Source organism: Lichenicola cladoniae (assembly GCF_013201075.1).
GTDB lineage: Bacteria > Pseudomonadota > Alphaproteobacteria > Acetobacterales > Acetobacteraceae > Lichenicola > Lichenicola cladoniae.
The window spans coordinates 85,654-107,515 of sequence record NZ_CP053711.1 but is presented as its reverse complement, the minus strand read 5'-3'; the positions used below and the strand labels follow the sequence as shown (position 1 = coordinate 107,515).

Here is a 21,862-nt window from a genome sequence, read left to right as displayed (position 1 = left end):
TGGCCTGAAAAACGGGTACTATGCCGCCCTGATTTGTGATTGAGTCACCAGCGTGGACACCGAGCTCGCCGCCCTGCCGGACGACATCGACACGCTCAAGGCAGCGCTGCTGGCAGCACGAGCCGATGTCGTCCGGGTCACTGCCGAGGCCGCCGCCGCGCTGGCGCGGCAGTCCAGCGACCAGGCCTTGATCGCCCATTTGAAACTGCTGATCGAGAAACTCCAGCGCGACCGCTTCGGGCCACGCTCGGAGCGCACCGCCCGCCTGCTGGAGCAGATGGAGCTGCAGCTGGAGGAGCTGGAAGCATCGGCCACCGAGGACGAGCTGGCTGCCGAGGCCGCCGCGGCCAAGACCACGGCCGTCACCGGCTTTACCCGCAAGCGCCCGGCCCGGCGCCCGTTTCCCGAACACCTGCCTCGCGAGCGCGTCGTCATCGCAGGTCCGTCGGCCTGCGCCTGCTGCGGCGGCACACGGCTGTCCAGGCTGGGGGAGGACGTCACGGAGACCCTGGAGGTCATCCCGCGCAGCTGGAAAGTCATCCAGCATGTGCGTGAGAAATTCTCCTGCCGCGATTGCGAGCGCATCAGCCAGCCCCCGGCGCCGTTCCACGTGACGCCCCGCGGCTGGGCCGGACCGAACCTGCTGGCCATGATCTTGTTCGAAAAGTTCGGCCAGCATCAGCCGCTCAACCGGCAGGCAGAACGCTATGCCCGCGAGGGTGTGGCGGTCAGCCTGTCGACCCTGGCCGACCAGGTCGGTGCCTGCACAGCCGTGCTGATGCCGCTGTTTGGGCGCTTGGCTGCTCATGTCATGGCGGCAGAACGGCTGCATGGCGATGACACCACGGTGCCGGTGCTGGCCCGCGGCAAGACCGACATCGCCCGTCTCTGGGTCTATGTGCGCGACGATCGGCCGTTCAACGGTCCCGCTCCGCCGGGCGCGGTGTTCCACTACTCGCACGATCGCGGCGGCGAACACCCGCAAAGCCATCTGGCAGCCTACACCGGCATCCTGCAGGCCGACGCCTATGGCGGCTATGGCAAGCTCTATGAACCGGGACGCAGACCTGGGCCGATCGTGGAAGCCGCCTGCTGGGCGCATGCACGTCGGAAGTTTTTCGTGCTGGCCGACCTTGCGGGCAGCGCGCGCCGCGCAGCGCACGGCAAGGCCCCAGCGGTTCTGTCGCCGATCTGCCTGGAAGCCGTGCAACGCATCGACGCCCTATTCGACATCGAACGCGACATCAACGGCCACAGCGCTGCTGAGCGCCGGACGACCCGGCAGGCCTTGTCACTTCCCCTGGTGATCGACCTGCAGAACTGGTTGGGCGCGCAACGGGTCAAGCTCGCGCGTGGCAACGACGTCGCCAAAGCCATCGACTACATGCTGAAACGCTGGACGGCGTTCACCCGGTTCCTGGACGATGGACGTGTCTGCCTCAGCAACAACGCGGCCGAACGCGCGCTGAGGGGCATTGCACTTGGGCGAAAGTCTTGGCTGTTCTGTGGTTCGGATCGTGGCGGACAGCGTGCTGCGGTCATGTACAGCTTGATCGTCACGGCCAAGATGAACGACATCGACCCGCAGGTTTGGCTGGCTGACGTGCTGGCCCGCATCGCGGAACATCCGGCGCAGCGCCTCGATGAGTTGCTGCCTTGGAACTGGGCCGCAGCCAAATCCAGCGCCGTCGATCAGGCCGCCTAACCCGCATCGCGGCTCGACGGGTTGCTGCCCTGGAACTGAATGGAGCAGGCTGTCAAACTGGCCGCATGAGCCCGAGCAAAGTCCCTGCCAACGACACCTCTGCTGCAGACAGCGTCAACCAGATCTGCACGGTCCAAATCGAACTGTTGGACACCGACCCGCTGATCTGGCGCGAGGTGGAGGTGCCGACCTCCATCACGCTCAAGGTGCTGCACGACATCGTCCAGATCACCATGGGCTGGCTCGACCAGCACCTGTGGGAGTTCACGATCGACAAGAAGATCTATGGGCTGCCGATGGATGAGGACTGGGGTTCCGCACCCCGCACCGAGGCGATCAAGGTCCGCTTACGCGACGTTCTGAAACCCCGCAAAACCAACATCGACTACCTCTACGACATTGGCGACAGCTGGCAACACTGCATCACCGTCACCAAAATCCGCCACGGCCTGCACGACGTCTCCTACCCCCACTACGTTGGCGGCGAATGGGACTGCCCACCCGACGACTGCGGCGGCATCCCCGGCTACTACCACTTGCTCGACGCCCTCGCCGACCCCGAGCACCCCGATCATGCCAGGGTCGCCGAATATCTGGAGGGCTGGAACCCCAAGAAGATCGACGAATTCTCCCTTAGGATAGCCCTTGGCCGCATCGCCAGTCGGCGCAATGCCGCTAGAACTAGGATCCTGAAAACATCACACGATCCCAGCAAATAGGAACATGTAAACTCAGCCGCGGCTCCCGCCGGATGGATACCTTATGCCGGAAGCCCGGGCCCGATCCAGATCCAGGTCCAGATCGAGCTGGAGGACGATCGTGCGCACATCCACATGGTCGTCTCTGACAAGGGCCTGACGAAGAACACCTTCCGCAGGGAGTTCGGCCCACACATCATGGAGGGGCTGGTAAAGTAACTCGGCGGCGAGCTGATCCGCAGCGACAATCAGCCAGGGCTGCGGGTTACAGTCATCGTTCCTGTGCACATACCAAAAGCGGCCTTGTAGTGCCGGAGACGGCCAGCGCGCCGGTGCGCGCCAAATCCGAAGTTCACGACCCTACCAGAGGGGTTGTTGTCCGCTCATGCGGATAGGCCGCGTCGACAGGGCCGCCCGTCCAAGCGCGAGCGTGACTTTGGCCACGCCAGCGGACGCCCTTTGCAGCGGCAGACGGCTGAAATCGGAACCTGATCCTCTTGGTGCGCACCACACCGGATATCTCCACCCATTCGAACTCGAGGACAGGTCCTCCGTAGTAGGACAGATCGGTCTTCGTGAGGTGCAGGTAGAGCCAGCCGCCGACCAGAGGCTCGGCTTCATCTTCCTTGAGGTTCCAGAATCCGGACCAGAAGGCTCTCGTCGTTGCGTCAAAGGTCATGTTGTTGGGCTGGTTGCGGACATCATGGCCGCATACGAGGTCGATTGCGTTGGCCGTCAGGCATCCTCACTCTTGAAGGAGCTAATCGGCGATGAGGACAGCTTCCTCGCCACTTCTAGCAAGGTCAGCCGATCATCCTCCGAAAGACGCTGGGCTATTTTGGCCAGCGCCACGAACTGGCCCTCCATCCGCGTGCCAGCGCCCTCGGTAGGCTTGAACCACTTGATCATCGCAGCAGCATACCGCTCCTGTGTCCAGATGAACCGTGGAGTGTTTGGGTGCCGGGCGGCCCTGGATATAATCGCCCGGCACCCCCGCCCCAGCGGACCAACCTGACATTCGAGATCGGCGTCTAAGCATACCAAGTTTCAGTGAGAGCAAGCGTCTCATTAAAGATATCTCACCAACCTCGACATAGACACGGCGTCACGGACATCCTTCGTGCCTACCATAGCCGGTGTACGTAGTGAGTTTGCCATGAGCGGTGGTTATGACAATCGATGCTTTCACCTTCTTTAATGCTTGAACCCCGAGGTCCGAATTGTCTAAAGCCGAGTTTGATGATTCCTAAGTCTCTTGATAAGATCATGATTGATCCAGAGAAAGATTCCTCAGTTGTGAGGTGGCTTATCGAGAACAGCAAGCACCCTTATAAAGCCCTTAACCTATGGGCGATGCTATCTACCCATTTAGTGTCATATGTCATTCCACAGACCGGGGAGATCGCCACGCAGATCATGCTAACCCGTAGAGAAATAGCCAAAACGCTCATGCTGTCTCCCAGGCACGTCAGTCAGATCGTAAGGGAGTTAGTATTGCTTGAAGTCATGTTCATAAAACGTGAGGGCGATAGCGAAGGTAAATATATGGGCTCACGGCGCTACTTTATGAACCAAGAGTTCGTCAGACCAATCAGCCGCCCTTCTCACCGACTTCACTGACAGTGACCCGCTTATCAGTCAAATTGAAGCAGTTCTTCACGGCCACCAATTATCTTCTCCGTGCTTTTCGGATGTAAAGGCCGCAAAGCGGTTCATGCCATCTTGTGAGATTTTGTATTAAAATCAGCTGTGTTTGACGGCTCTTAGATACCGGAAAGCTCTTGCTTTAGCAGCTTTAGCGACAACCTTTCGCCGTTCAGCCGCCAAAAGCTCCACCCAAGCCCGAGTGACCCGACTTTCTTCAATTGCAGCCTGGCCGCGTTCGATTAAGCTTGCTTCTTTGTTTTTGTCGTCAAAATGGGACACGCTAGGCACTCGCTAAAACTCAAGCAATAAGCCTACATGTTGAACAGGATCGGTATTCACGACAGCTTGGGCCGGTCATCACGTTAGGCTTGTGACCGTGACGCCACATATGCTGTCTCTGCGCTCGTCAGAGAAGCATGCACGAGGGATACCTAAACCGCCTTTTTAAGCTTCGGGCTGGCCTTGAACCGCACGGTCTTCCCGGCCTTCACCTTGACTGCCTCTCCGGTGCGTGGGTTCAACGCCTTACGAGCCTTTGTCTTGACAACCCTGAATGTACAAAAGGACGGCAGGGTGAAGCCGCCTTCCTTCTTCATCTCGTGGACGATGGCGGTCATGAGGTCTTCTGCGGCCTGATTGGCCGCAACACCAGTGCAGTTGAGGCTGTCCTGCAGCACGACAGTGATGAAGGCTTTGCTCATGAACGTTATCCGATCGCGGTAGGCACTGTAGATATCAATACGCTTTGAAAGCTACGACGTATCCGCCCGGCGAGTGACGTCTTGCTGGAATAAGCCAATGCCGATTTGCTTAGCCTCATGGTGAACACAGCAGATGAGGCTGCCACAGTGGCAGCCACTCAGGCAGCTTCGATGCAGCGGATCGAGATCGTCAGCGATCGGCGTCGTGCCCATGATCCGGCGTTTCGCGCGCTTGTGGTTGCGAACTCCTACGTACCCGGCACTCGGATTCGAGAACTGGCGGCCAGACACGGGATCTGCACAAGCCTTGTCTACCGGTGGCGCCGCGAGCGGGCAGTAGCCGCGGTGGTAAAGACTGGATCCGCATTACGACGGCGGATTCAAGTTCCGGAGCGAACACCCACGCCGGGCCAACGGGTGTAGGGTGGTGGGATGGCAGGGCAACGACGTAAGCTAACGGTGTTTGATCGATCGATGATCGAGGTTCGCCTTTGTGATAGCTGGGGCGTGCGGGCGATTGCACGCGACTTGGATCGCTCTGCGGGCATGATTTCGGACGAGATCAATCGGCATGGCGGCGCGACCTCCTACCGGGCGCAGGCTGCGGCGACGCAGGCCGAGGCAGATCGTCGCCTGACTGGACGCAGGCCTGTTCTGGCGCATGATGGTGAGCTGTTCGGCCGTGTGGCGGGGCTTTTGCGTCTGGGTTGGTCCCCCGAGCAGATATCGGGCAGGCGTAAGCGGATGGAGGCGGGAACGGAGCAGCCACCTGGTCTGTCGGTATCGCACGAGGCAATCTACACGGCGATTTACGCCTTGCCGCGCGGTGAACTACGCCGTGAGCTGATCTCGTATTTGCGACAGGACAAGCCAATGCGCGGCCGCAAGCCAAAGGGCAGCGAACGCCGCGGCAAACTTTGCAACATGACCAACATCAAGGAACGACCTGAGGAAATCGAGGGCCGGCTGGTCCCGGGCCATTGGGAAGGCGATCTTATTCTGGGCACCGGCGGAGCGAGTGCCATCGGCACGTTGGTCGAGCGGACAAGCCGCTTTGTGGTGCTGGTGCACATGCCTACGCGCAAGTCCGATGTGGTGGCGAGCGCTTTCTCCGGCGCGCTGAATGCCATTCCCGCATCTTTGCGCAAGACGCTGACCTACGACCAAGGCAAGGAAATGGCACAGCACGAAAGCGTGGCGCTGAGCACTGGCATGAGGATCTTCTTCGCCGACCCTCACTCACCTTGGCAGCGTGGCTCCAACGAAAACACCAATGGTCTGCTGCGCCAGTATTTCCCGAAAGGCACGGCTCTGTCGGGCTTGGATCAGGACGATCTCGACATCGTTGCCGACAGCCTGAATAGCCGTCCTCGAAAGACGCTCGACTACGCGACGCCAAGCGAGCAATTCAGCATGTTGCTGGCCGGGCAGGCTGGTGTAAACAAAGTCTTCGGCGTGGGTGTTCGCTCCGGAACTTGAATCCGCCGACTTGTTCCGGTTCACCTCGTTGACGAGCTGCGTGCTGCCGAGAAACAGCCTGACCAATCGCGCCCGGTGCCACGGCCTACACCGAAAGCGTCGACTAAGCCTGCGTTGATCGAGATCGAGTTTCCGGGCGGCGTCTGTGTGCGGGTCGATGAGACGGTCAACCAGGCGGCCCTGCGGCGTATCGTGGCCGTTCTGCGCGGATGATCCCGGTTCCGTCCGGGGTCCGGGTCTGGCTGGCGGCCGGAGCCAGTGACATGCGCCGCGGCATGAACGGCCTGGCCCTGCAGGTGCAGCAGGCGCTCGAGCGTGATCCCCATGTCGGCGATCTCTACGTGTTCAGGGGGCGCCGCGGTGATCTGGTGAAGATCCTGTGGCACGACGGGCTCGGCATGTCGTTGTATGCCAAGCGTCTGGAGCGCGGCCGATTCGTATGGCCGCAGGCGCAGGAGGGCGTGGTGTCGCTGACACCGGCGATGCTCTCGATGCTGCTGGAAGGGATCGATTGGCGGCATCCGCAGCGCACCTGGCGGCCCGAGGCCGCAGGCTGACGACGAGACAATCGGTACACAAGCCAGCCGGGATGTGGTTGAATCGCCGGCGTGATGCCCGATGCCGACATCCTGCCTGACGACATCGACACGCTGCGGGCGGCACTCGTTGCCGAGCGCGCGGCCCGGTTATCAGCCGAGGCGCGGGCGACCGGTGCGGAGGCGATGATCGCGCACCTCAAGCTGTTGATCGCCAACCTGCAGCGTGACCGGTTCGGCCCAACGTCGGAGCGCAGTCGCAGGCTGCTCGACCAGCTGGAGCTGCAGCTCGAGGAGCCGGAGGCCAATGCCGCCGAGGCTGACGTCGAGCCAGCAGCACCTGGGGATCCGCATCCGGGTTCGAGCCGGGCAAAGCCGGTGCGCGGGCCGCTGCCAGCCCATCTGCCGCGCGAGCGCGTCGTCGTTCCAGGCCCGACCGCTTGTCCCAACTGCCACGGCCGGCTGGTCAAGCTCGGTGAGACGATCACGGAAACACTCGAGGTGATCCCGCGCCAGTGGAAGGTCATCCAGACAGTGCGCGAGAAGTTCTCCTGCCGTGCCTGCGAGAGCATCACCCAGCCGCCGGCACCGTTTCATCCAATCGCCCGCGGTCGTGCCGGGCCCGAACTTCTGGCCATGATCCTGGAAGCGAAGTTCGGCCAGCACCTGCCGCTGAACCGGCAGAGCGAGAGCTACGCCCTGGAGGGCATCCACCTCGACGTCTCGACCCTGGGCGGGTGGGTCGGCGCGTGCACCGCGGCCCTCGCGCCGCTGTTGGCGTTGATCCGCAAGCACGTGCTGGCAGCAGACCGGCTGCACGGCGACGACACCACGGTGCCGGTACTGGCAAAGAGCAAGACGAGCATCGGTCGGCTCTGGACCTACGTCCGCGACGACCGTCCATTCGGCGGTCCGGAGCCACCAGCGGCGATGTTTTTCTACTCACCGGACCGAGGCGGCGAGCATCCACGCCGACACCTGGCGCAGTACGCAGGTATTCTGCAGGCCGATGCCTATGCAGGATTCAACGAGCTCTACCTGCCCGGGCGCAGACCAGATGCGATCTCCGAGGCCGCCTGCTGGGCGCACGGCCGGAGGAAATTCTTTGTGCTGGCCGACGTGGCCAAGGCGCCGATCGCCATCGAGGCTGTGCGCCGGATCGATCTGATCTTTGACGTCGAGCGCACCATCAACGGCCTCATACCTGAGCAGCGACGCGCTGCACGACAAGAACAGGTCGTGCCTCTGGTCGCAGAGCTGGAAGCCTGGATGCGCACTGAGCGCAGCCGGCTGTCTCGCCACAACGAGGTCAGCCGGGCAATGGACTACATGCTCAAACGCTGGCCTGCATTCACCAGGTTTCTCGACGACGGCAGGATCTGCCTGACCAACAACGCCGCGGCACGTGCCCTCAGAGGAATTGCACTCGGGCGAAAGTCCTGGATGTTCGCCGGATCCGACCGTGGTGGTGAGCGCGCAGCTGAAGTCTACACGCTGATCATCACCGCCAAGCTGAATGGGGTCGATCCGCGCGCCTGGCTCGCCGATGTCCTACGCCGTATTGCCGATCAACCCGATCGCGATCTCGGCGATCTGTTGCCATGGAATTGGTCAAAACCAAAAACGCTGGCTGCCGCAGCCGCCTGAAGCGCATCCGTGGTGCTTAGCGGATAGATACGCTACGACGAGCCTTTAGGCAACCCCTCTAGCTCGTCTTTATCTATCACCGTGGCATAAGCATCCGTTCCATCGGTCCAGGTGAGATATGCAGTATCCGTGTCCCCCAACGTTCCTCCGAAAATCATCGGCCGGCTGCCGGATTTGCAGCGAACGACTTGTCCAATTGAAAATCTAGCCATACTCATCCCAAACTTGCGACGCCGTCCCAAAACAGATCGCATGTCTTGATGTCGTATGAAACTCTAATTAAGGAAGCAGGCACATCTGCAATCTCTACAGCAGTATGGCGGGCCAAACGGCCCCGAGCGCCGCCTTTAAGGCGATCTTCGACAGCACTGGCAACCTGCCGCCCTTGTCGGGGATCTTCCCGGACTACTCGACGCTGATCGTTCGCAATAGCCCGGGTGGGCGCGAACTGACCATGGCCAGGTGGGGGGATGCCGTCTCCGGCCTTCGCCATCAAGGGCCGTAACGCCGACAGCGGCGTGACCAACATCCGCAACGTAGCCTCCCCGCACTGGCGGCGCTGGCTGGGGCCAGGGCACCGCTGCATCGTGCCCTTCAACAGCTTCTCGGAGCACGAACATCTGCCGGACGGCACCAAGCCGCCAATCTGGTTTGCCCTCGATGACAGTCGCTCCCTGGCCTGCTTTGCCGGCGTCTGGACGTGATGGACCTCCACCCGGAAGGTGAAGGAAGGCGAGACCACCAACGACCTGTATGGTTTCCTGACCACCGAGCCGAACGCCGTTGTCAGCCACTACCATCCGAAGGCCATGCCGGTGATTCGACGACGGCTAAGGAGGTCAGTCTATGCCTCTCCGCACCGACCAAGGACGCCCTGGCGCTCCAGCGACCGCTGCCTGACGACTGGCTCAAGGTTGTGGCGCGGGGATCCAAACAGGATCGCGATCAAGCTAGCTGACGATCGCCACAGCCCTCTTGTTCTTGTTTCGTTCGTACCCGACAAGATACACTGCCATGGGTCACAACACGTCACGCCAGAAGGCAGCAGCCTACGTACGCGAGCAGCTTCTTGCCGAGTATTCTGATTGGCACCCGATCGCTGATCGCGATCGATGCTCCCGACAGGGCGTCGTTCTGGTAGCGGTGCTGGTGAAGTGCCGGCCGGATATTACAGTGTCGAGAGCCCTGGCCCGCTTGCGATGCGTGATCTGTCTGAAATCACCTGGCGCCGTTCGGCTCGAGCGTAACGGCCGCGTTGGCGCGATCGCCGGGCCAGGGAGCTACTGATGGCTGACCCCCTAATCGGCTATCCAATGGACGAACTTCTCAAACGCACTGTTGGATCGGCGCGCTCTGTCTACATCCGGAAAGGCACTAGGGAGCCACGTTGGGCAGCAGTGAAGAACTGCCTCAATCTGACGGAGAAGCAGGCTAAACGGCTAGAGGGTGTTATGTACTTCGGCGAGGCTGCGGTCTAATGGAGATGGATGTCTCCCGTGCTGCCTCGCAAGCCCTACCCATCTGACGTCAGCGACGAGGAATGGTCACTGGTTGTCCCGTATCTGACGCTGATGACGGAGGCGGCCCCGCAGCGTGAGCACTCCCTGCAGGAACTGTTCAACGCCCTGCGCTACGTGATTCGCTAGGGCATCGCCTGGCGCGCCATGCCGAATGATTTCCCACCGTGGGCGGCGGTGTATCAGCAGTCCCAGCGTTGGCTGGCGGCGGGATGTTTCGAGATGCTGGCGCAGGACTTGCGGGCACTGCTGCGGCTGGCTTGCGGCCGGCGGGAAGAGCCGAGTGCTGCGATCATCGACAGCCGTACCCTGCGTTCGACACCGGAAAGCGGCACCCGCGCTGGCTACGATGGGGCCAAGCGCAAACGCGGGTCGAAGGTGCATCTGGCGGTGGACACGCTCGGCCACCTGCTCGCGTTGCACGTCACACCGGCCGATGTCGGTGACCGGGCTGCGATCACGCGTCTTGCCGCCGAGATCCAGGACGCGACTGGCGACAGCGTCAGTCTTGCCTATGTCGACCAGGGTTATACTGGCAAGGTCGCGGCGAAGGCGGCGGCCGCCGAAGGCATCCAGTTGCATGTCGTCAAACTGCCAGAGGCAAAGCGTGGTTTCGTCTTGCTGCCCCGACGCTGGGTCGTCGAAAGATCCTTCGCCTGGGCCACACGCTGCCGTCGGCTGGTCAAGGATTACGAACGCTATGCCACAACCCTCGCCGGCTTCCACGTGATCGCTTTCGTCGGATACATGCTCAAGCGAGGCCGCAGACCTTATGAAAGTTCATAACACCCTCTAGCAGGCTGCGGAAATTCAGGTGCAAAGATTGCGCTGATCTGATTCTCTAATCCTGCGGGATTGGAGGCTGGGATGCGCGGGACGGACGATCAGACTGGATCACTGTTCAGCTATTTGAGCCCGGACGCGCTGGTCCCGTCGGACCATCCCCTGCGGGCGATCCAGCCGCTGGTGAACGCGGCTCTGGAACGCTTGTCGCCGCGGTTTTCGCAGCTCTACTCGCTTCGTGGTCGTGCCTCGATTGCGCCGGAGAAGCTACTTCGAGCCTTACTGCTGCAGGCGTTCTACGGGGTCCGCTCAGAACGCCAGCTGATGGAGCAGGTCACCTACAACATGCTGTTTCGCTGGTTCATCGGGCTTTCGATGGACGCGCCGATTTGGGATGTGACAGTGTTCACCAAGAACCGGGTTCGGCTGCTGGCAGGCGATATCGCAGTCGCGTTCCTGCTGTCGGTGATGAACGATCCGGCAGTCAAGCAGCTGCTGTCCAGCGAGCATTTCTCTGTCGACGGCACGCTGATCGACGCGTGGGCCTCGATGAAGAGCTTCCGGCGCAAGGATGGCAGCGACGATGATCCGCCCGGCTCAGGCCGCAATGCCGAGCGCGACTTCCGGGGCGACAAGCGCAGCAACGAGACGCATGCATCAGTTACAGATCCCGATGCCAGGCTCTACCGCAAGTCCGATGGTCAACCGTCTCGGCTCTGCTACATGGGGCACCTACTGATCGAGAACCGGCACGGCCTGATTGTCGACGTCCGCACTACGCATGGGACGGGCCGGGCAGAACGTGAGACGGCCGAGACCATGCTTGCAGGGCCGGCGCGGGGGCGCCGGATCACCGTCGGATCGGACAAGGCTTATGACACCAGAGAGCACGTCGCGAACCTGCGCGCGATGGGCGTCACGCCGCACGTGGCGCAGAACCTGTCCGGTAGACGCTCTGCCATCGACGGCCGCACCACCCGTCACCCCGGCTATGCGATCAGCCAGCGCATTCGAAAGCGGATCGAGGAGCCATTTGGCTGGATCAAGGCCACGGCCGGGCTGCGAAAGACCCGGCACCGCTGCCTCGGCCGCGTCGGTTGGATCGTCACCCTAACCGCGACCGCCGCCAATCTCATTCGACTACCAAAGCTGCTGAGAGCTTCAATATGAAAAGCATCCGAAACCAACCCACGCACGATCGGTCTGCAAAACACGGTTGCTACCAACCGCCCCGCAGCCAGCCTGTTCGATAACAACTTCCACACATCCTGAAATCAGAGGTTCCAGGCAACGCAGCCGTAAAATTTCCGCAGCCTGTTAGGAAGCGAGACCGGTTCCATGCCCATAATAATCATCGATGTCATGGCCGCGGAGATCATCCCACACACTCATCTCACCGGCTGCGTAAGCTGGTGCGCCTTCAAGTCGGTCCCGGCTGAGGTTGATCACATAGCCGCCTTGGCGAGGGTCGTATTTCAGCTGATTCCAAGGCAGCGGATGATATTTATCACCGATTCCGAGAAAGCCGCCAAAGCTCAGGATGGCATACTCTGCTTTTCCAGACACCTTGTTTAGCATGACATCGTACACGTTGCCTAGCTTCTCGCCGGCCTCGCTGTAGACGCTTGTACCCGCTTACTTTGCTGGCAGCGATGACACGGCCACCGGTCTCGCTTGGATTGTCTACGCTAGCCATGGTGTTCTTCCTTTTGGCCCTGAGTTTGCTCGCAATTAATGCATTCCTGGATGGACATAATCCGGTTTGTATTGAAACGCTGGCAGGCGCTATAAGTTTTATGCTGGGGCCAGCCGTGCTTAGAGACCGTTTGAGAATGTTTATGGGTGGCCGATCCGGGGCAGAAGCAGGCTCCCCATAGCGACCTCGATCATGGCGCCGGAAACATCGAGACGCTTCTCGTAGTCGCGCGCCAGGCGACGCCAACGCATCATCCAGCCAAACGTCCGCTCCACCACCCACCGACGCGGCAACACCTTGAAGCCGAGCTGCTTGTCCGTGCGTCGGATGATTTCCAGAACAAGGTCCCGCAGGGCCGCCTTGTCCATCAGCTTCGTCCTGTCATAGGCGCTGTCGGCGAACAGGTGCTTGAGCCATGGCCAACGCTTGCGAATACCGTCCAAAATGAGTTGCGCGCCCGCGCTGTCCGAGATGTCGGCAGTTGTCAGATTGACCATCAGCAGGCGTCCATCGGTATTTACGGCAATATGCCTGTTGCGGCCGACGATCTTCTTGTTGGCGTCATAGCCTCGCAGTTCCGCTGATGGCGCTTTCACCGTTTGGCTGTCCAGCACGCCGCCTGTTGGGCTGGCTTCACGTCCGGCGCGCTCCCGGTCGAGCATCAACGCCACGTCGTGGATCGTGCGGAACAGCAGCCGCCGGACAAACCGTCTGAACCACCAGTAGACCGTCTGCCACGGTCCGAAGTTCGTCGGCAGCATGCGCCATCCGCCGCCGCTGCGTGCCATGTAGCGGACGGCGTTCAGCATCTCGCGCATGTCTGCCGTCGGTTTGCGGCCCCGTTTCGCAACAGGCGGTAGAAGTGGCTGGATCAACAGCCACTCTGCGTCCGTCAGGTCACTCGGGTAGCGCTTCGTCTTCTTCGCAATCTTGGCCATCCGGCCACGGCTCACTCGGGTCCACATCCAAAGCTTGAATCACAAGACGACTAGGTCGCCAAGGACTGACCCTCTCCTGATTTGGTGGACACCTCGTATAAGCTCCTGAGGGGGCGAGGTGTGATAATGACAAACAAGACGCGCCGATCGTTCACGGACGACTTCAAACGGGAGGCGGTGTCGTTGCTGGCGTCGAGTGGGCGGCCGCTGATCCAGGTCGCGGCCGGATTGGGCATCCAGCCATCGATGCTGCGGAGTTGGCGGGGTCCGGCGGACGATGTGGCAAGGCCATCGACTGGATCTGCTCTGCCAGTTTCGAAGATAGTGCCGTCTGCCGATCAGCTGGAGATCCGTCGCCTTCGCCGCGAGCTCGAGCATGCGCAGATGGAACGCGACGTTTTAAAAAAAGCCATCGGCATCTTCTCGGGCCCAGCGAGATGAGGTTCTGCTTCATCGATGACAACCGGCGGGTCTACCCGGTCCGGCTCATGTGTGCGGTGCTTGAGGTCAGTGCCAGCGGCTACTATGCGTGGCGCGGACGACCAGAAAGTGCACGTGTTATTGCCGACCGCGACCTGACCGGGCAAATCCGCCACGTCCATGCCGACAACCGCGCTATCTATGGCAGTCCGCGGGTGCACGCAGCACTTTGTGCTCAAGGACACCAGGTCAGCGTGAACCGGGTCGCCCGCTTGATGCGCCATCACGGTATCCAGGGCCGGTATAAGCGGCGGGGACCGCGCACGACCGACAGCCAGCACGCCCTGCCGCTAGCCCCAAACCTGCTCGATAGACAGTTTGAGGTATCTGCTCCAAACCGGACGTGGCTGGCCGATATCACCTACATTGCGACGTCCGAAGGATGGCTCTACCTGGCCGTCGTGCTCGACCTGTTCTCGCGACGCGTGGTCGGCTGGTCGATGAGCGACACGATGCCGCAGGAACTGACCATCGCCGCCTTGCAGATGGCGATCACCAACCGGCGTCCAGCACCGGGCCTGCTGCATCATTCCGATCGTGGATCCCAATATGCGTCTCATGCCTATCGCCAGTTGCTCGCCGACACCGGCATGCTCTGCTCCATGAGCAAAGGAAACTGCTGGGATTGTGAGTATACGGTTGCGGCCTGGAAGGCCTGACCCTTGTCTGGGATTGACCTCGTGTCATTGCGTTGACGTGTCGGCCTTCCAGGCTGCACCTGCCGGTCGAATGGTTTGTGACTTCATAGGAGCTTGAGGGCCGCCCTCCCATCACAGTCCTGTCCGCCCGCTCGATCGTCAGGCCCTTGCACCGGCCTGGAGCCTCACGTTATGAACGAAATCTCAACCAGCACCGACATCATTATCGGTGTCGACACCCACAAGCTCACCCATGCCGCCGTGGCGATCAGCGCACTCGGAGCCCGCCTCGGAACCACAACCATTCCAGCCAATTGCAGTGGCTATCAGGCTCTGCAGGCCTGGGCGCAATCCTTGGGATCAATCCGCGCTTTTGGCATCGAAGGCACCGGGTCCTACGGTGCCGGCCTCTCCCGCTTCCTGTGCGAGCACGGCTACCCCGTGTTCGAGGTCAACCGCCCCAATCGTCAGCTGCGGCACCAAAAGGGTAAGGACGATGCCCTCGACGCCGAAAGCGCCGCCCGAAGTGTTCTTGCCGGTCAGGCCATGGCATTACCGAAGTCCGGCACGAACAGGGTCGAGATGATCCACCACCTTAAGGTGGCCCGCGACACTGCGGTCAAAGGCCGGAGCCAGGCTATGCAGACGCTGAAAGCGATCATCGTCAGTGCACCCTCGGCCCTGCGCGAGCAACTCGACCGCTTGGCGGGCAAGATGACGCTGGTCCGACACCTCGCCGCTCTGCGCCCAGGCCCACTCACCTCGACGACAGCCTCGGCCAAGACCAGCTTGCGGGCCATCGCCCGGCGCTGGCTGACCCTCAACGAGGAGATCAAAACCCATGACGCTCATCTCGAGCAGCTGACAAGCCAACTCGCCCCTGAGCTGGTCAAGGCGCACGGGATGGGCGCAGGCACCGCCGCCGAAATGCTCATCCTCGTTGGCGACAACCCCGAGCGCATCCGCTCCGAGGCGGCTATGGCCAAGCTATGCGGCGCCTGCCCGATCCCGGCCTCCAGCGGCAAGACGAATCGCCACCGCCTCAACCGCGGCGGCAACCGACAGGCTAATGCCGCCCTGTACCGTGTGGTCATCGTGCGCATGCGCGCTCACCAGCCTACCCTCAATTACGTCAAGCGACGCACTGCCGAGGGAAAGAGCAAGCCCGAGATTATCCGCTGCCTGAAGCGCTTCGTGGCCCGTGAAATCTTCGGCTATCTCTGCCGTTCACCCGGGCCAACTCAATCAACGCTGTCTGGCTCTTGACCGATATAGGAGCATCTGGGTTTTGCATGGGGACTGTGGCGATGGTCTCTTGCCGCTTGCTCATCGCCTCTAACTAATGCTGCGCCGGCGCCTCCAGCGATGCTTTACCTGTCATTTTGATCGTAACAATGACTAATTAGCGATGATCGATAGCGGCGCAGTGAACTTAAGCAACAAAGAATGAAGTTTGAGCTTTTTGATTGTGGACAGAAGGCCTGCTATTGAAGATGTCGAGTAGAGCCCCGACCTCGGCAGCGACCTGCCGCTCAACCAACACGGGCTCCCTGTGTATCAAACGTTTGGAAGCTTGGCATCAAATGCCTCGTGCGCCTCGCAGGCAAGGTCAATCCATTCTGTGGTCTCGATGACCAGAGTACTTCAGCGAATCCGCTCTAGCTGAAGGTTTTGTCAATTTCCTTTTAGCCCAAGCAGCACATTGCTGGAATGCCGTGATGCACGTTAAGAAACATTCTCAGAGACCGTCGACAGCCAGCGAGTTGGTATATGCCCCTTCGTGCCGCAGTCTTTTCAGCGGAGCATATTCTGGATCATTGTATAGACTATGAATGGCCTGCCGGTTCGGATAGCGGACGATGACTAGCGTTTGCGGCCGCCAGTTTCCTTCGATGACCTCATGATCCGTACTTTGTACGATGAACTCTCCGCCGTGTTTCTGTATAAGCCGCAAAACGCCGCTTCCGTATTGCTCTAGCTTGGCTGGATCGGCGACGCTTATGTCAAGTATGAAGTAAGCAGGCATCTCTATACTCCAGGATTAAGACTCAAGGCGAAGTGGCAGGACTCCGGTCTTCGGTGTTTCGGCGTGTTAGGCATCAGTCGAGACAAGCGAGACTTCTGACTGTCGAAGTCAGGCGTTTGCTCCGCCGTCCACGGTCAGTGAAGAGCCGGTGATGTAGGCAGCCTTGTCGCTTGCCAGGAACGCAACCGCATTGGCGATGTCGTCGCCGGTCCCATAGTGCCCGGTCGCGATGAACTGCCGAAGCACGTCGCCGTAAGGTCCCTGCGACGGGTTCATGTCGGTGTCGATCGAACCCGGCTGCACCAAATTGACAGTGATCCCCTTACACGCGAGCTCGCGAGCCAAGCCCTTAGTGAAGGCGATGAGCGCCGACTTCGAACCGGCGTAGACGCTGAGCACGGATGCCGGCACGCGATCGGCGAAGTAACTGCCGATCGATATGATGCGTCCCCCCTCGCCTAGATAGGCCACCGCCGCCTTGGCGGCCACGATCGGCGCGCGGACATTAACGTTCAATGTCGCGTCGATGTCCTCGAGAGACATGTCCCTCAACTCGCCGGTGCGCAGGATCCCCGCGTTGTTAACGAGAATGTCGAGCCCGCCGAGCTCTTCCGCTGCCTTCTGCACTGAACGCGTGACCGCGGCGACGTCCGCACTGTCCGCCTGGATCGCGACAGCCTTGCGCCCAAGCGCGCGGATGTCGCGGACCACCGCCTCGGCAAGACCCGTAGACCTCTGATAGCCAATCGCGACGTCCGCGCCCTCTACGGCGAGCGTCCTGGCAATGGCCGCGCCTATTCCCCTGCTTGCGCCGGTGACAAAGGCGCGCTTTCCGCTGATCAGCATGGTCAAATCCAGTTCTGTGCCGTATGACACATAACAGGGTGGAGCCGTTGATCGCGCCGGTCAATGGAGTTATGTGCTAAACGGCAAAGAAGGCGTGTGATGGTGATGACCGGCCGACCGCGGGAGTTCGATCGTGAGGTGGCGTTGGATGCAGCCATGCACCTGTTCTGGCGCAAGGGTTTCGAGTCGGCGTCGATGACCGAGCTCTGCGATGCGATGCGCATACGATCGCCCAGTCTCTATGCCGCCTACGGCAGCAAGGAGGCGCTCTACCTGGAAGCGATCAACCGTTACGCGGCGACCGTCGGTGCCGCGCTCTGGAGTCGTCTCGACGATGCTGAAAGCGCACGGGCCGGCGTAGAAAATATGCTCATGGCCGCGGCGGACATGCTGCCGGAGTCGGCGGACGGTCCAGCCGGTTGCATGGCGATGCTGGCGGCGCTGTCGGACGATTGGCCGCAGGCGATTACCGACGCTGCACGGCAGATGCGTGACGGCAGCCTGGAGAGACTGCGCGCGCATCTAGCGGCAGGAGTGATGGACGGCGAACTGCCGATTGGCGCCGACGTAGACGGGACGGCTCGCCTCTTCTTGGGGATCTACCAGGGCATGGCCGCTCAGGCAAAGGACGGCGCCTCCTCGCAACAACTCAGGAAGGTAGCTGAAAGGGGTATGGCGGCTTGGCCGGTGACCCTGCTCCCTGGAATGCTCTCAGACTGAACCAGACTCCGTTTCGGGAGGGCGTTGGTGCACGGATCGGGATGAAGCCTTGAGTCGACCTACCCGGATATCACATCAGACGGTTGGCACGGAGATCGGCTTGGCAATCTGTATCATCCGGTTGAGGGCGCGTGTGGCGATGGTGGCCTCACCGTTCTGACCTGCAGTGGATCGTGCCCTGAGCTTCGGACCGATGATGTGTCTGTAGCGACCGACCGTGGTCTCCACGAGGCTGCGTCGGCCATAACCGTTGGCCTTCTGCCAAGCCAGGCGTCCTTGCTCCGCGATGTATTTGACATGACCCGTCGCAAACGGTCTGGGTGTCGGCGTCAGGGTTGACGACCGAAGAGACTCTCGGCGGGATGACGATATGAGGTGGCAGCTCGTGTTGGCGTGCGGCGGCAGCGTCATAGGCGCCGTCGGCGATCACGCCGGCGATCCGCCCCTCCACCGTCGCCAGCAGGCTTGGAACATGCGTGATGTCGCAGGCATCCTTGTCCGTCAGGCTGTGCGCCACGATTTCGACGGTCTGCGCATCGATCGCCAGATGCAGCTTGCGCCACTGCCTGAGAATACGACCGTGTTTCTCGGCATCCCACTCACTTTGCTCGAAGGCCCGCAGGCCCGTGCTGTCCAGCACGACATGAACGGGTTTATCATGCCGGGCGGCGCGTGGCTGACGTCCTGCAAAAGCACGGCCCCGTCTGCTCAAGGTCGAATGGTCAGGCACACGAAGGTCCGGCCCGAGCAGTCGCCGGACCGAACGCGCAAAGCCTTCGACTTGACGTAGCGCCAGATGGAAGAACAGCCGCAGGATCAGCACCAACTCGATCGCCACCTCGTCATAGACCGGCTAACCCATTCATGTCGTTCGACGCGGGGCATGCTACCCGGCCATAGCAGCATCGTCCACAAAGAACGTCAGGTCCCCACGCCGCTGAAGGCCAGCCTCATACCCCGGCCAGCTCGTGACCCGACGACGTATCTTCGGGATGTGGTGGCGGCGGGAGGCGTTGTGCTTGAACGGCATCCCATGTCTCTACCATAGGCGGACGGTTTTCACTGATCGACATGTTACAGCTCCCGCGGATCGCGGCTGCATAAACATTCAAAAGGCGACGTGTTCGAACGAACCCAGAAAAACCCGAAGTCAGCGTCCCGCGTCAAAAGCCGACTACGTGGCTGCTGTCGCATTCGACGTCAAGCTCCGCTGCATCGCCCTTTTTATCTATTGGGTTACCCATTTTTGAATCCATCCGTCCAACATTGGCCACTGCCACATCGACGGAACAACCGCACCCAAGTTTATGTTGCTCGTGCAACAGAACGCCAAGCGCGGCCGCATCGACTGGCCGCGAAAACCAATAACCTTGCAGCTCGTCGCATCCGTAACGCAGCAAATGATCGCGTTGTTCGGCAGTCTCGACTCCCTCGGCGACGACCTGAAGATCGAGCTTGTGGGCCATGGCAACGATCGCCTCGACTATGGCGTGGCTGCTCGACTGAGTACCAAGCTCACTGACAAACGCCCGATCCAGCTTGATGCGACGTACGGGAAATTGACGGAGATAGGCAAGGTTGGAGTAGCCAGTGCCGAAATCGTCGATCGCGATACTAATGCCGAGTGCCTTGAAACTGGCCAGGATGCGGAAGCTCTCCTCCGGATCCTTCATCGACATGCTCTCGGTGATCTCTAACTCCAAATGCTGAGGTTCAAGCCCGTTTTCGGCGAGCACATGGGCAACTACCGATACCAGCGCGGGGTCGTGGAACTGGCGCGCCGAAACGTTGATAGCGAGGCGTATAGCTGGCAATCCGCTCCGCTGCCACGCAGCAGCCTGGGCGCATGCGGTACGAAGTACCCATTCGCCAATCGCCTCGATCAGCTCCGACTCTTCGGCGAGCGGGATGAATTGCATTGGAGGCACCAATCCCCGTACCGGATGCTCCCAGCGCACCAAGGCCTCTACACCGACGATGTGACCGCTGGCGATCTGGATCTGCGGCTGGTAATGCAGCAGGAACTCGCCTCGTCGGAGAGCCTGCTTCAACTGGGTCTCGACCTCTAATCGCTCGCCCGATTGCGAACTCAGACCGGGCGCGTAGCGTCGCATCCGGTTTCCGCCATCTTTCTTGGCCTCGTACATCGCGGCGTCGGCATGCTTGAGCAGCGTCGTTGCGTCCTTACCGTCCTGCGGGTAGACGCTATAACCCAGGCTACACGTGACACAGACTTCGCGGTCGGCAATGTGCACAGGCCTTGCCACGATGCGGGAGAGATGGCTGGTCAAGTTTGCAAGTGTTTCGGCAGGCATCGGATTAGCAAGCACAAGGACGAACTCGTCGCCGCCAATGCGAGCGAGAGTCTCACCAGGGCGCAGAAGGCGGACAATCCGTCCGGTCACGATGCGCAATAACTCATCGCCGGCGGCATGACCGAGACTGTCATTGACGATCTTAAACCGGTCGAAGTCGAGAAATAAAAGCGTCAGCTGCTGATTTTGCCGTTTAGCGACCTCGATCGCCTGTTCGATCCGGTCCATCAACAAGGCTCGGTTTGGCAGGCCGGTGAGGTTGTCGTGCATTGCCTGATGGCGTAGATTCCGTTCGAAGCGTTGTCGCTGCTTCACTTCAAGATCCAGCCGTGCAACGTTGGCCTGCAGCCGCACCGTCGCCTCCGCCGCTTGCGCGTGAGCAGCTTGCAGCGCCAGTCCAGCGGCCTTTTGCGTAGTTACCTCATAGTTGATCCCCACCAGCCCAATAATCTGGCCTGTATCGTCACGCACTGCTACCTTGGTTGTTATCATCCAAGCTTCGTCTTTGAGGAGCAGGTATCTGGCGTGTTCTTCCTGATTAAGAATCGATCGCCCGTGCGTTAAAATCTCCTGCTCTTGTCGATTGTATTCCGTTGCCAACTCAAATGGATAGAAGTCGAAATCAGTCTTCCCCAGCAGCTCTGCAGGGTCGGACACGCCCATGCCCCGGGCCACTGCCCCGTTGGCAAAGATGAACCGGCCCATGATATCCTTTGCATAGATGCGGTGCGGGATATTTCCAGCAAGTACGCGCAAAAGGGTATATTCAAATGCGCTTGAAGACACGCCTGCAGTCTCGCCAATGTCTGATTTAGCGCTGACAGAACGCTGAGAAAACAGAGTCATAACACATCTACGAACGCGCTCAGGTAGAGGAAGCTAATCGGTATCCGATTCTGAAGGGTCATTGTGCGAAATCCCAGAGCGATCCGCCGGACACGCGCACGTGCACCAGTCTCAGCTTGCCACTACCCACATAACATTATAAGGAGAAATTGGTAAGGTATTAGAAAGTTGCACCCGAACGGAGTAACTCTTTATTTATCAAAGTCTTCTTTGTGAGATACTGGCACTAGCCCGCATGTGTTTATCGAGGTAGCGTGGCAGGCCGTTGCGATCCATGTATTGTTTTTGTTCGGGATGTTTCAACGGGTTTCGGCCTGTTTGTGGAGATCTAGAAACCGGGCAGGCTTCACAGTCGATGCGAGCAAGCGTATTGTTGCAAGATGATTGCGGTCTGAATACCAAGGCGTTGCTCGGGACGTTGTTCGCCAGTTGGCAGGCAGCCTGTGCGCCTAAGCATGATGAGCAAAAATAAGCCGAGAAGAGCCAGCGTTGCCTCCGCGATGGCGTGATTGAGCCATTGGCGTTGGCCTAGTACATCGATGTCGCGCTGCATGAAAATCCCGGACAGGACTTTCAATTAACTGCAATGTGTTAGCTTCAGGGAAATGCAGGGCTGACTGCATGATATTTCGAACAGGCAGTTG

General features: G+C 60.4%; 20 protein-coding genes and 4 pseudogenes. 14 read left to right on the top strand and 10 right to left on the bottom strand.

What is annotated here, in order from left to right:
• Nucleotides 1-52: 52 nt before the first annotated feature.
• Together tnpC (HN018_RS26465) and HN018_RS26460 are read left to right on the top strand one after the other, a co-directional pair.
• Nucleotides 53-1,705, top strand: a complete 1,653-nt coding sequence (gene tnpC / locus HN018_RS26465) for an IS66 family transposase (protein ID WP_172443592.1) — start codon at nt 53-55, stop codon at nt 1,703-1,705.
• Nucleotides 1,657-2,424: a plasmid pRiA4b ORF-3 family protein gene (locus HN018_RS26460; protein WP_239479474.1), complete on the top strand. Its 768-nt coding sequence runs from the start codon at nt 1,657-1,659 to the stop codon at nt 2,422-2,424. The genes tnpC (HN018_RS26465) and HN018_RS26460 overlap by 49 nt, the downstream gene beginning before the upstream one ends.
• A gap of 331 nt (nt 2,425-2,755) precedes the next feature.
• Here HN018_RS26460 and HN018_RS26455 read toward each other — a convergent pair whose 3' ends face one another.
• Complete coding sequence (locus HN018_RS26455; protein ID WP_171836883.1) at nt 2,756-3,082, bottom strand: hypothetical protein; 327 nt, start codon at nt 3,080-3,082, stop codon at nt 2,756-2,758.
• Nucleotides 3,083-3,138: 56 nt separating this feature from the next.
• Entirely contained in the window at nt 3,139-3,312 is a 174-nt protein-coding gene (locus HN018_RS26450; RefSeq protein WP_171836884.1) for a hypothetical protein, read from the bottom strand.
• A 357-nt stretch (nt 3,313-3,669) separates the two neighbouring features.
• Here HN018_RS26450 and HN018_RS26445 point away from each other — a divergent pair, with 357 nt between their 5' ends.
• On the top strand, nt 3,670-4,023 hold the full coding sequence (locus tag HN018_RS26445) for a hypothetical protein (RefSeq protein ID WP_171836885.1): 354 nt from the start codon (nt 3,670-3,672) through the stop codon (nt 4,021-4,023).
• A gap of 458 nt (nt 4,024-4,481) precedes the next feature.
• On the opposite strand, the gene HN018_RS26440 is transcribed toward HN018_RS26445, so the two are convergent.
• Nucleotides 4,482-4,751 (bottom strand): HU family DNA-binding protein, encoded by a 270-nt coding sequence (locus HN018_RS26440; protein ID WP_171836886.1) that lies wholly within the window; start codon nt 4,749-4,751, stop codon nt 4,482-4,484.
• A gap of 117 nt (nt 4,752-4,868) precedes the next feature.
• On the opposite strand from HN018_RS26440, the gene HN018_RS26435 reads away from it, so the two are divergent.
• From HN018_RS26435 to HN018_RS26405, 7 genes and pseudogenes are all read left to right on the top strand, one after another.
• Entirely contained in the window at nt 4,869-5,174 is a 306-nt protein-coding gene (locus tag HN018_RS26435; RefSeq protein WP_338034058.1) for a transposase, read from the top strand.
• A 9-nt stretch (nt 5,175-5,183) separates the two neighbouring features.
• On the top strand, nt 5,184-6,230 hold the full coding sequence (locus HN018_RS26430) for an IS30 family transposase (protein ID WP_172443453.1): 1,047 nt from the start codon (nt 5,184-5,186) through the stop codon (nt 6,228-6,230).
• Between the two features lie 209 nt (nt 6,231-6,439).
• The gene (tnpB, locus tag HN018_RS26425; protein ID WP_171837380.1) at nt 6,440-6,787 is read left to right on the top strand and encodes an IS66 family insertion sequence element accessory protein TnpB; all 348 of its coding nucleotides are present in this window, start codon (nt 6,440-6,442) and stop codon (nt 6,785-6,787) included.
• A 54-nt stretch (nt 6,788-6,841) separates the two neighbouring features.
• Complete coding sequence (gene tnpC / locus HN018_RS26420) at nt 6,842-8,413, top strand: IS66 family transposase (RefSeq protein ID WP_172443600.1); 1,572 nt, start codon at nt 6,842-6,844, stop codon at nt 8,411-8,413.
• Nucleotides 8,414-8,708: 295 nt separating this feature from the next.
• A pseudogene (locus tag HN018_RS26415) lies at nt 8,709-9,371 on the top strand (SOS response-associated peptidase).
• A gap of 529 nt (nt 9,372-9,900) precedes the next feature.
• Nucleotides 9,901-10,716, top strand: a pseudogene (locus tag HN018_RS26410) (IS5 family transposase).
• Nucleotides 10,717-10,797: 81 nt separating this feature from the next.
• Nucleotides 10,798-11,883: an IS5 family transposase gene (locus HN018_RS26405; protein ID WP_171837379.1), complete on the top strand. Its 1,086-nt coding sequence runs from the start codon at nt 10,798-10,800 to the stop codon at nt 11,881-11,883.
• A gap of 147 nt (nt 11,884-12,030) precedes the next feature.
• Here HN018_RS26405 and HN018_RS26400 read toward each other — a convergent pair whose 3' ends face one another.
• Nucleotides 12,031-12,303, bottom strand: coding sequence for a PRC-barrel domain-containing protein (locus HN018_RS26400; RefSeq protein ID WP_171837378.1), 273 nt, complete (start codon nt 12,301-12,303; stop codon nt 12,031-12,033).
• 246 nt (nt 12,304-12,549) lie between these two features.
• Nucleotides 12,550-13,374: an IS5 family transposase gene (locus HN018_RS26395; RefSeq protein ID WP_171837377.1), complete on the bottom strand. Its 825-nt coding sequence runs from the start codon at nt 13,372-13,374 to the stop codon at nt 12,550-12,552.
• A gap of 99 nt (nt 13,375-13,473) precedes the next feature.
• Here HN018_RS26395 and HN018_RS29635 point away from each other — a divergent pair.
• The 3 genes and pseudogenes from HN018_RS29635 to HN018_RS26380 all read left to right on the top strand — a co-directional run.
• Nucleotides 13,474-13,707: pseudogene (locus HN018_RS29635) on the top strand (transposase); the annotation flags it as partial.
• Entirely contained in the window at nt 13,605-14,486 is an 882-nt protein-coding gene (locus HN018_RS26385; RefSeq protein WP_275434471.1) for an IS3 family transposase, read from the top strand. The pseudogene HN018_RS29635 and the gene HN018_RS26385, both read left to right, overlap by 103 nt.
• A gap of 171 nt (nt 14,487-14,657) precedes the next feature.
• Entirely contained in the window at nt 14,658-15,731 is a 1,074-nt protein-coding gene (locus HN018_RS26380; protein ID WP_171837916.1) for an IS110 family RNA-guided transposase, read from the top strand.
• A gap of 472 nt (nt 15,732-16,203) precedes the next feature.
• Here the strand turns inward: HN018_RS26380 and HN018_RS26375 are convergent, their stop codons facing one another.
• On the bottom strand, nt 16,204-16,491 hold the full coding sequence (locus HN018_RS26375) for a DUF1330 domain-containing protein (protein WP_171836888.1): 288 nt from the start codon (nt 16,489-16,491) through the stop codon (nt 16,204-16,206).
• A 108-nt stretch (nt 16,492-16,599) separates the two neighbouring features.
• Nucleotides 16,600-17,337 (bottom strand): 3-oxoacyl-ACP reductase family protein, encoded by a 738-nt coding sequence (locus HN018_RS26370; RefSeq protein ID WP_171836904.1) that lies wholly within the window; start codon nt 17,335-17,337, stop codon nt 16,600-16,602.
• A gap of 99 nt (nt 17,338-17,436) precedes the next feature.
• Here HN018_RS26370 and HN018_RS26365 point away from each other — a divergent pair, with 99 nt between their 5' ends.
• Entirely contained in the window at nt 17,437-18,057 is a 621-nt protein-coding gene (locus HN018_RS26365; protein ID WP_239479473.1) for a TetR/AcrR family transcriptional regulator, read from the top strand.
• A gap of 75 nt (nt 18,058-18,132) precedes the next feature.
• Here HN018_RS26365 and HN018_RS26360 read toward each other — a convergent pair.
• The 3 genes and pseudogenes from HN018_RS26360 to HN018_RS26350 all read right to left on the bottom strand — a co-directional run bounded on the left by HN018_RS26360 (nt 18,133) and on the right by HN018_RS26350 (nt 21,771).
• Nucleotides 18,133-19,087: pseudogene (locus HN018_RS26360) on the bottom strand (IS5 family transposase).
• 133 nt (nt 19,088-19,220) lie between these two features.
• Complete coding sequence (locus tag HN018_RS26355) at nt 19,221-21,218, bottom strand: sensor domain-containing protein (RefSeq protein WP_171836889.1); 1,998 nt, start codon at nt 21,216-21,218, stop codon at nt 19,221-19,223.
• A gap of 346 nt (nt 21,219-21,564) precedes the next feature.
• Nucleotides 21,565-21,771: a hypothetical protein gene (locus HN018_RS26350; RefSeq protein WP_171836890.1), complete on the bottom strand. Its 207-nt coding sequence runs from the start codon at nt 21,769-21,771 to the stop codon at nt 21,565-21,567.
• Between the last annotated feature and the right edge of the window lie 91 nt (nt 21,772-21,862).

Coding starts and splice junctions, on each gene's coding strand:
- HN018_RS26455 (WP_171836883.1), bottom strand. CDS start 3,082: ATGACCTTTGACGCAACGACGAGAGCCTTCTGGTCCGGATTCTGGAAC.
- HN018_RS26450 (WP_171836884.1), bottom strand. CDS start 3,312: ATGATCAAGTGGTTCAAGCCTACCGAGGGCGCTGGCACGCGGATGGAG.
- HN018_RS26445 (WP_171836885.1), top strand. CDS start 3,670: ATGATTGATCCAGAGAAAGATTCCTCAGTTGTGAGGTGGCTTATCGAG.
- HN018_RS26440 (WP_171836886.1), bottom strand. CDS start 4,751: ATGAGCAAAGCCTTCATCACTGTCGTGCTGCAGGACAGCCTCAACTGC.
- HN018_RS26435 (WP_338034058.1), top strand. CDS start 4,869: ATGGTGAACACAGCAGATGAGGCTGCCACAGTGGCAGCCACTCAGGCA.
- HN018_RS26430 (WP_172443453.1), top strand. CDS start 5,184: ATGGCAGGGCAACGACGTAAGCTAACGGTGTTTGATCGATCGATGATC.
- tnpB (WP_171837380.1), top strand. CDS start 6,440: ATGATCCCGGTTCCGTCCGGGGTCCGGGTCTGGCTGGCGGCCGGAGCC.
- tnpC (WP_172443600.1), top strand. CDS start 6,842: ATGCCCGATGCCGACATCCTGCCTGACGACATCGACACGCTGCGGGCG.
- HN018_RS26405 (WP_171837379.1), top strand. CDS start 10,798: ATGCGCGGGACGGACGATCAGACTGGATCACTGTTCAGCTATTTGAGC.
- HN018_RS26395 (WP_171837377.1), bottom strand. CDS start 13,374: ATGTGGACCCGAGTGAGCCGTGGCCGGATGGCCAAGATTGCGAAGAAG.
- HN018_RS26380 (WP_171837916.1), top strand. CDS start 14,658: ATGAACGAAATCTCAACCAGCACCGACATCATTATCGGTGTCGACACC.
- HN018_RS26375 (WP_171836888.1), bottom strand. CDS start 16,491: ATGCCTGCTTACTTCATACTTGACATAAGCGTCGCCGATCCAGCCAAG.
- HN018_RS26370 (WP_171836904.1), bottom strand. CDS start 17,337: ATGCTGATCAGCGGAAAGCGCGCCTTTGTCACCGGCGCAAGCAGGGGA.
- HN018_RS26365 (WP_239479473.1), top strand. CDS start 17,437: ATGGTGATGACCGGCCGACCGCGGGAGTTCGATCGTGAGGTGGCGTTG.
- HN018_RS26355 (WP_171836889.1), bottom strand. CDS start 21,218: ATGACTCTGTTTTCTCAGCGTTCTGTCAGCGCTAAATCAGACATTGGC.
- HN018_RS26350 (WP_171836890.1), bottom strand. CDS start 21,771: ATGCAGCGCGACATCGATGTACTAGGCCAACGCCAATGGCTCAATCAC.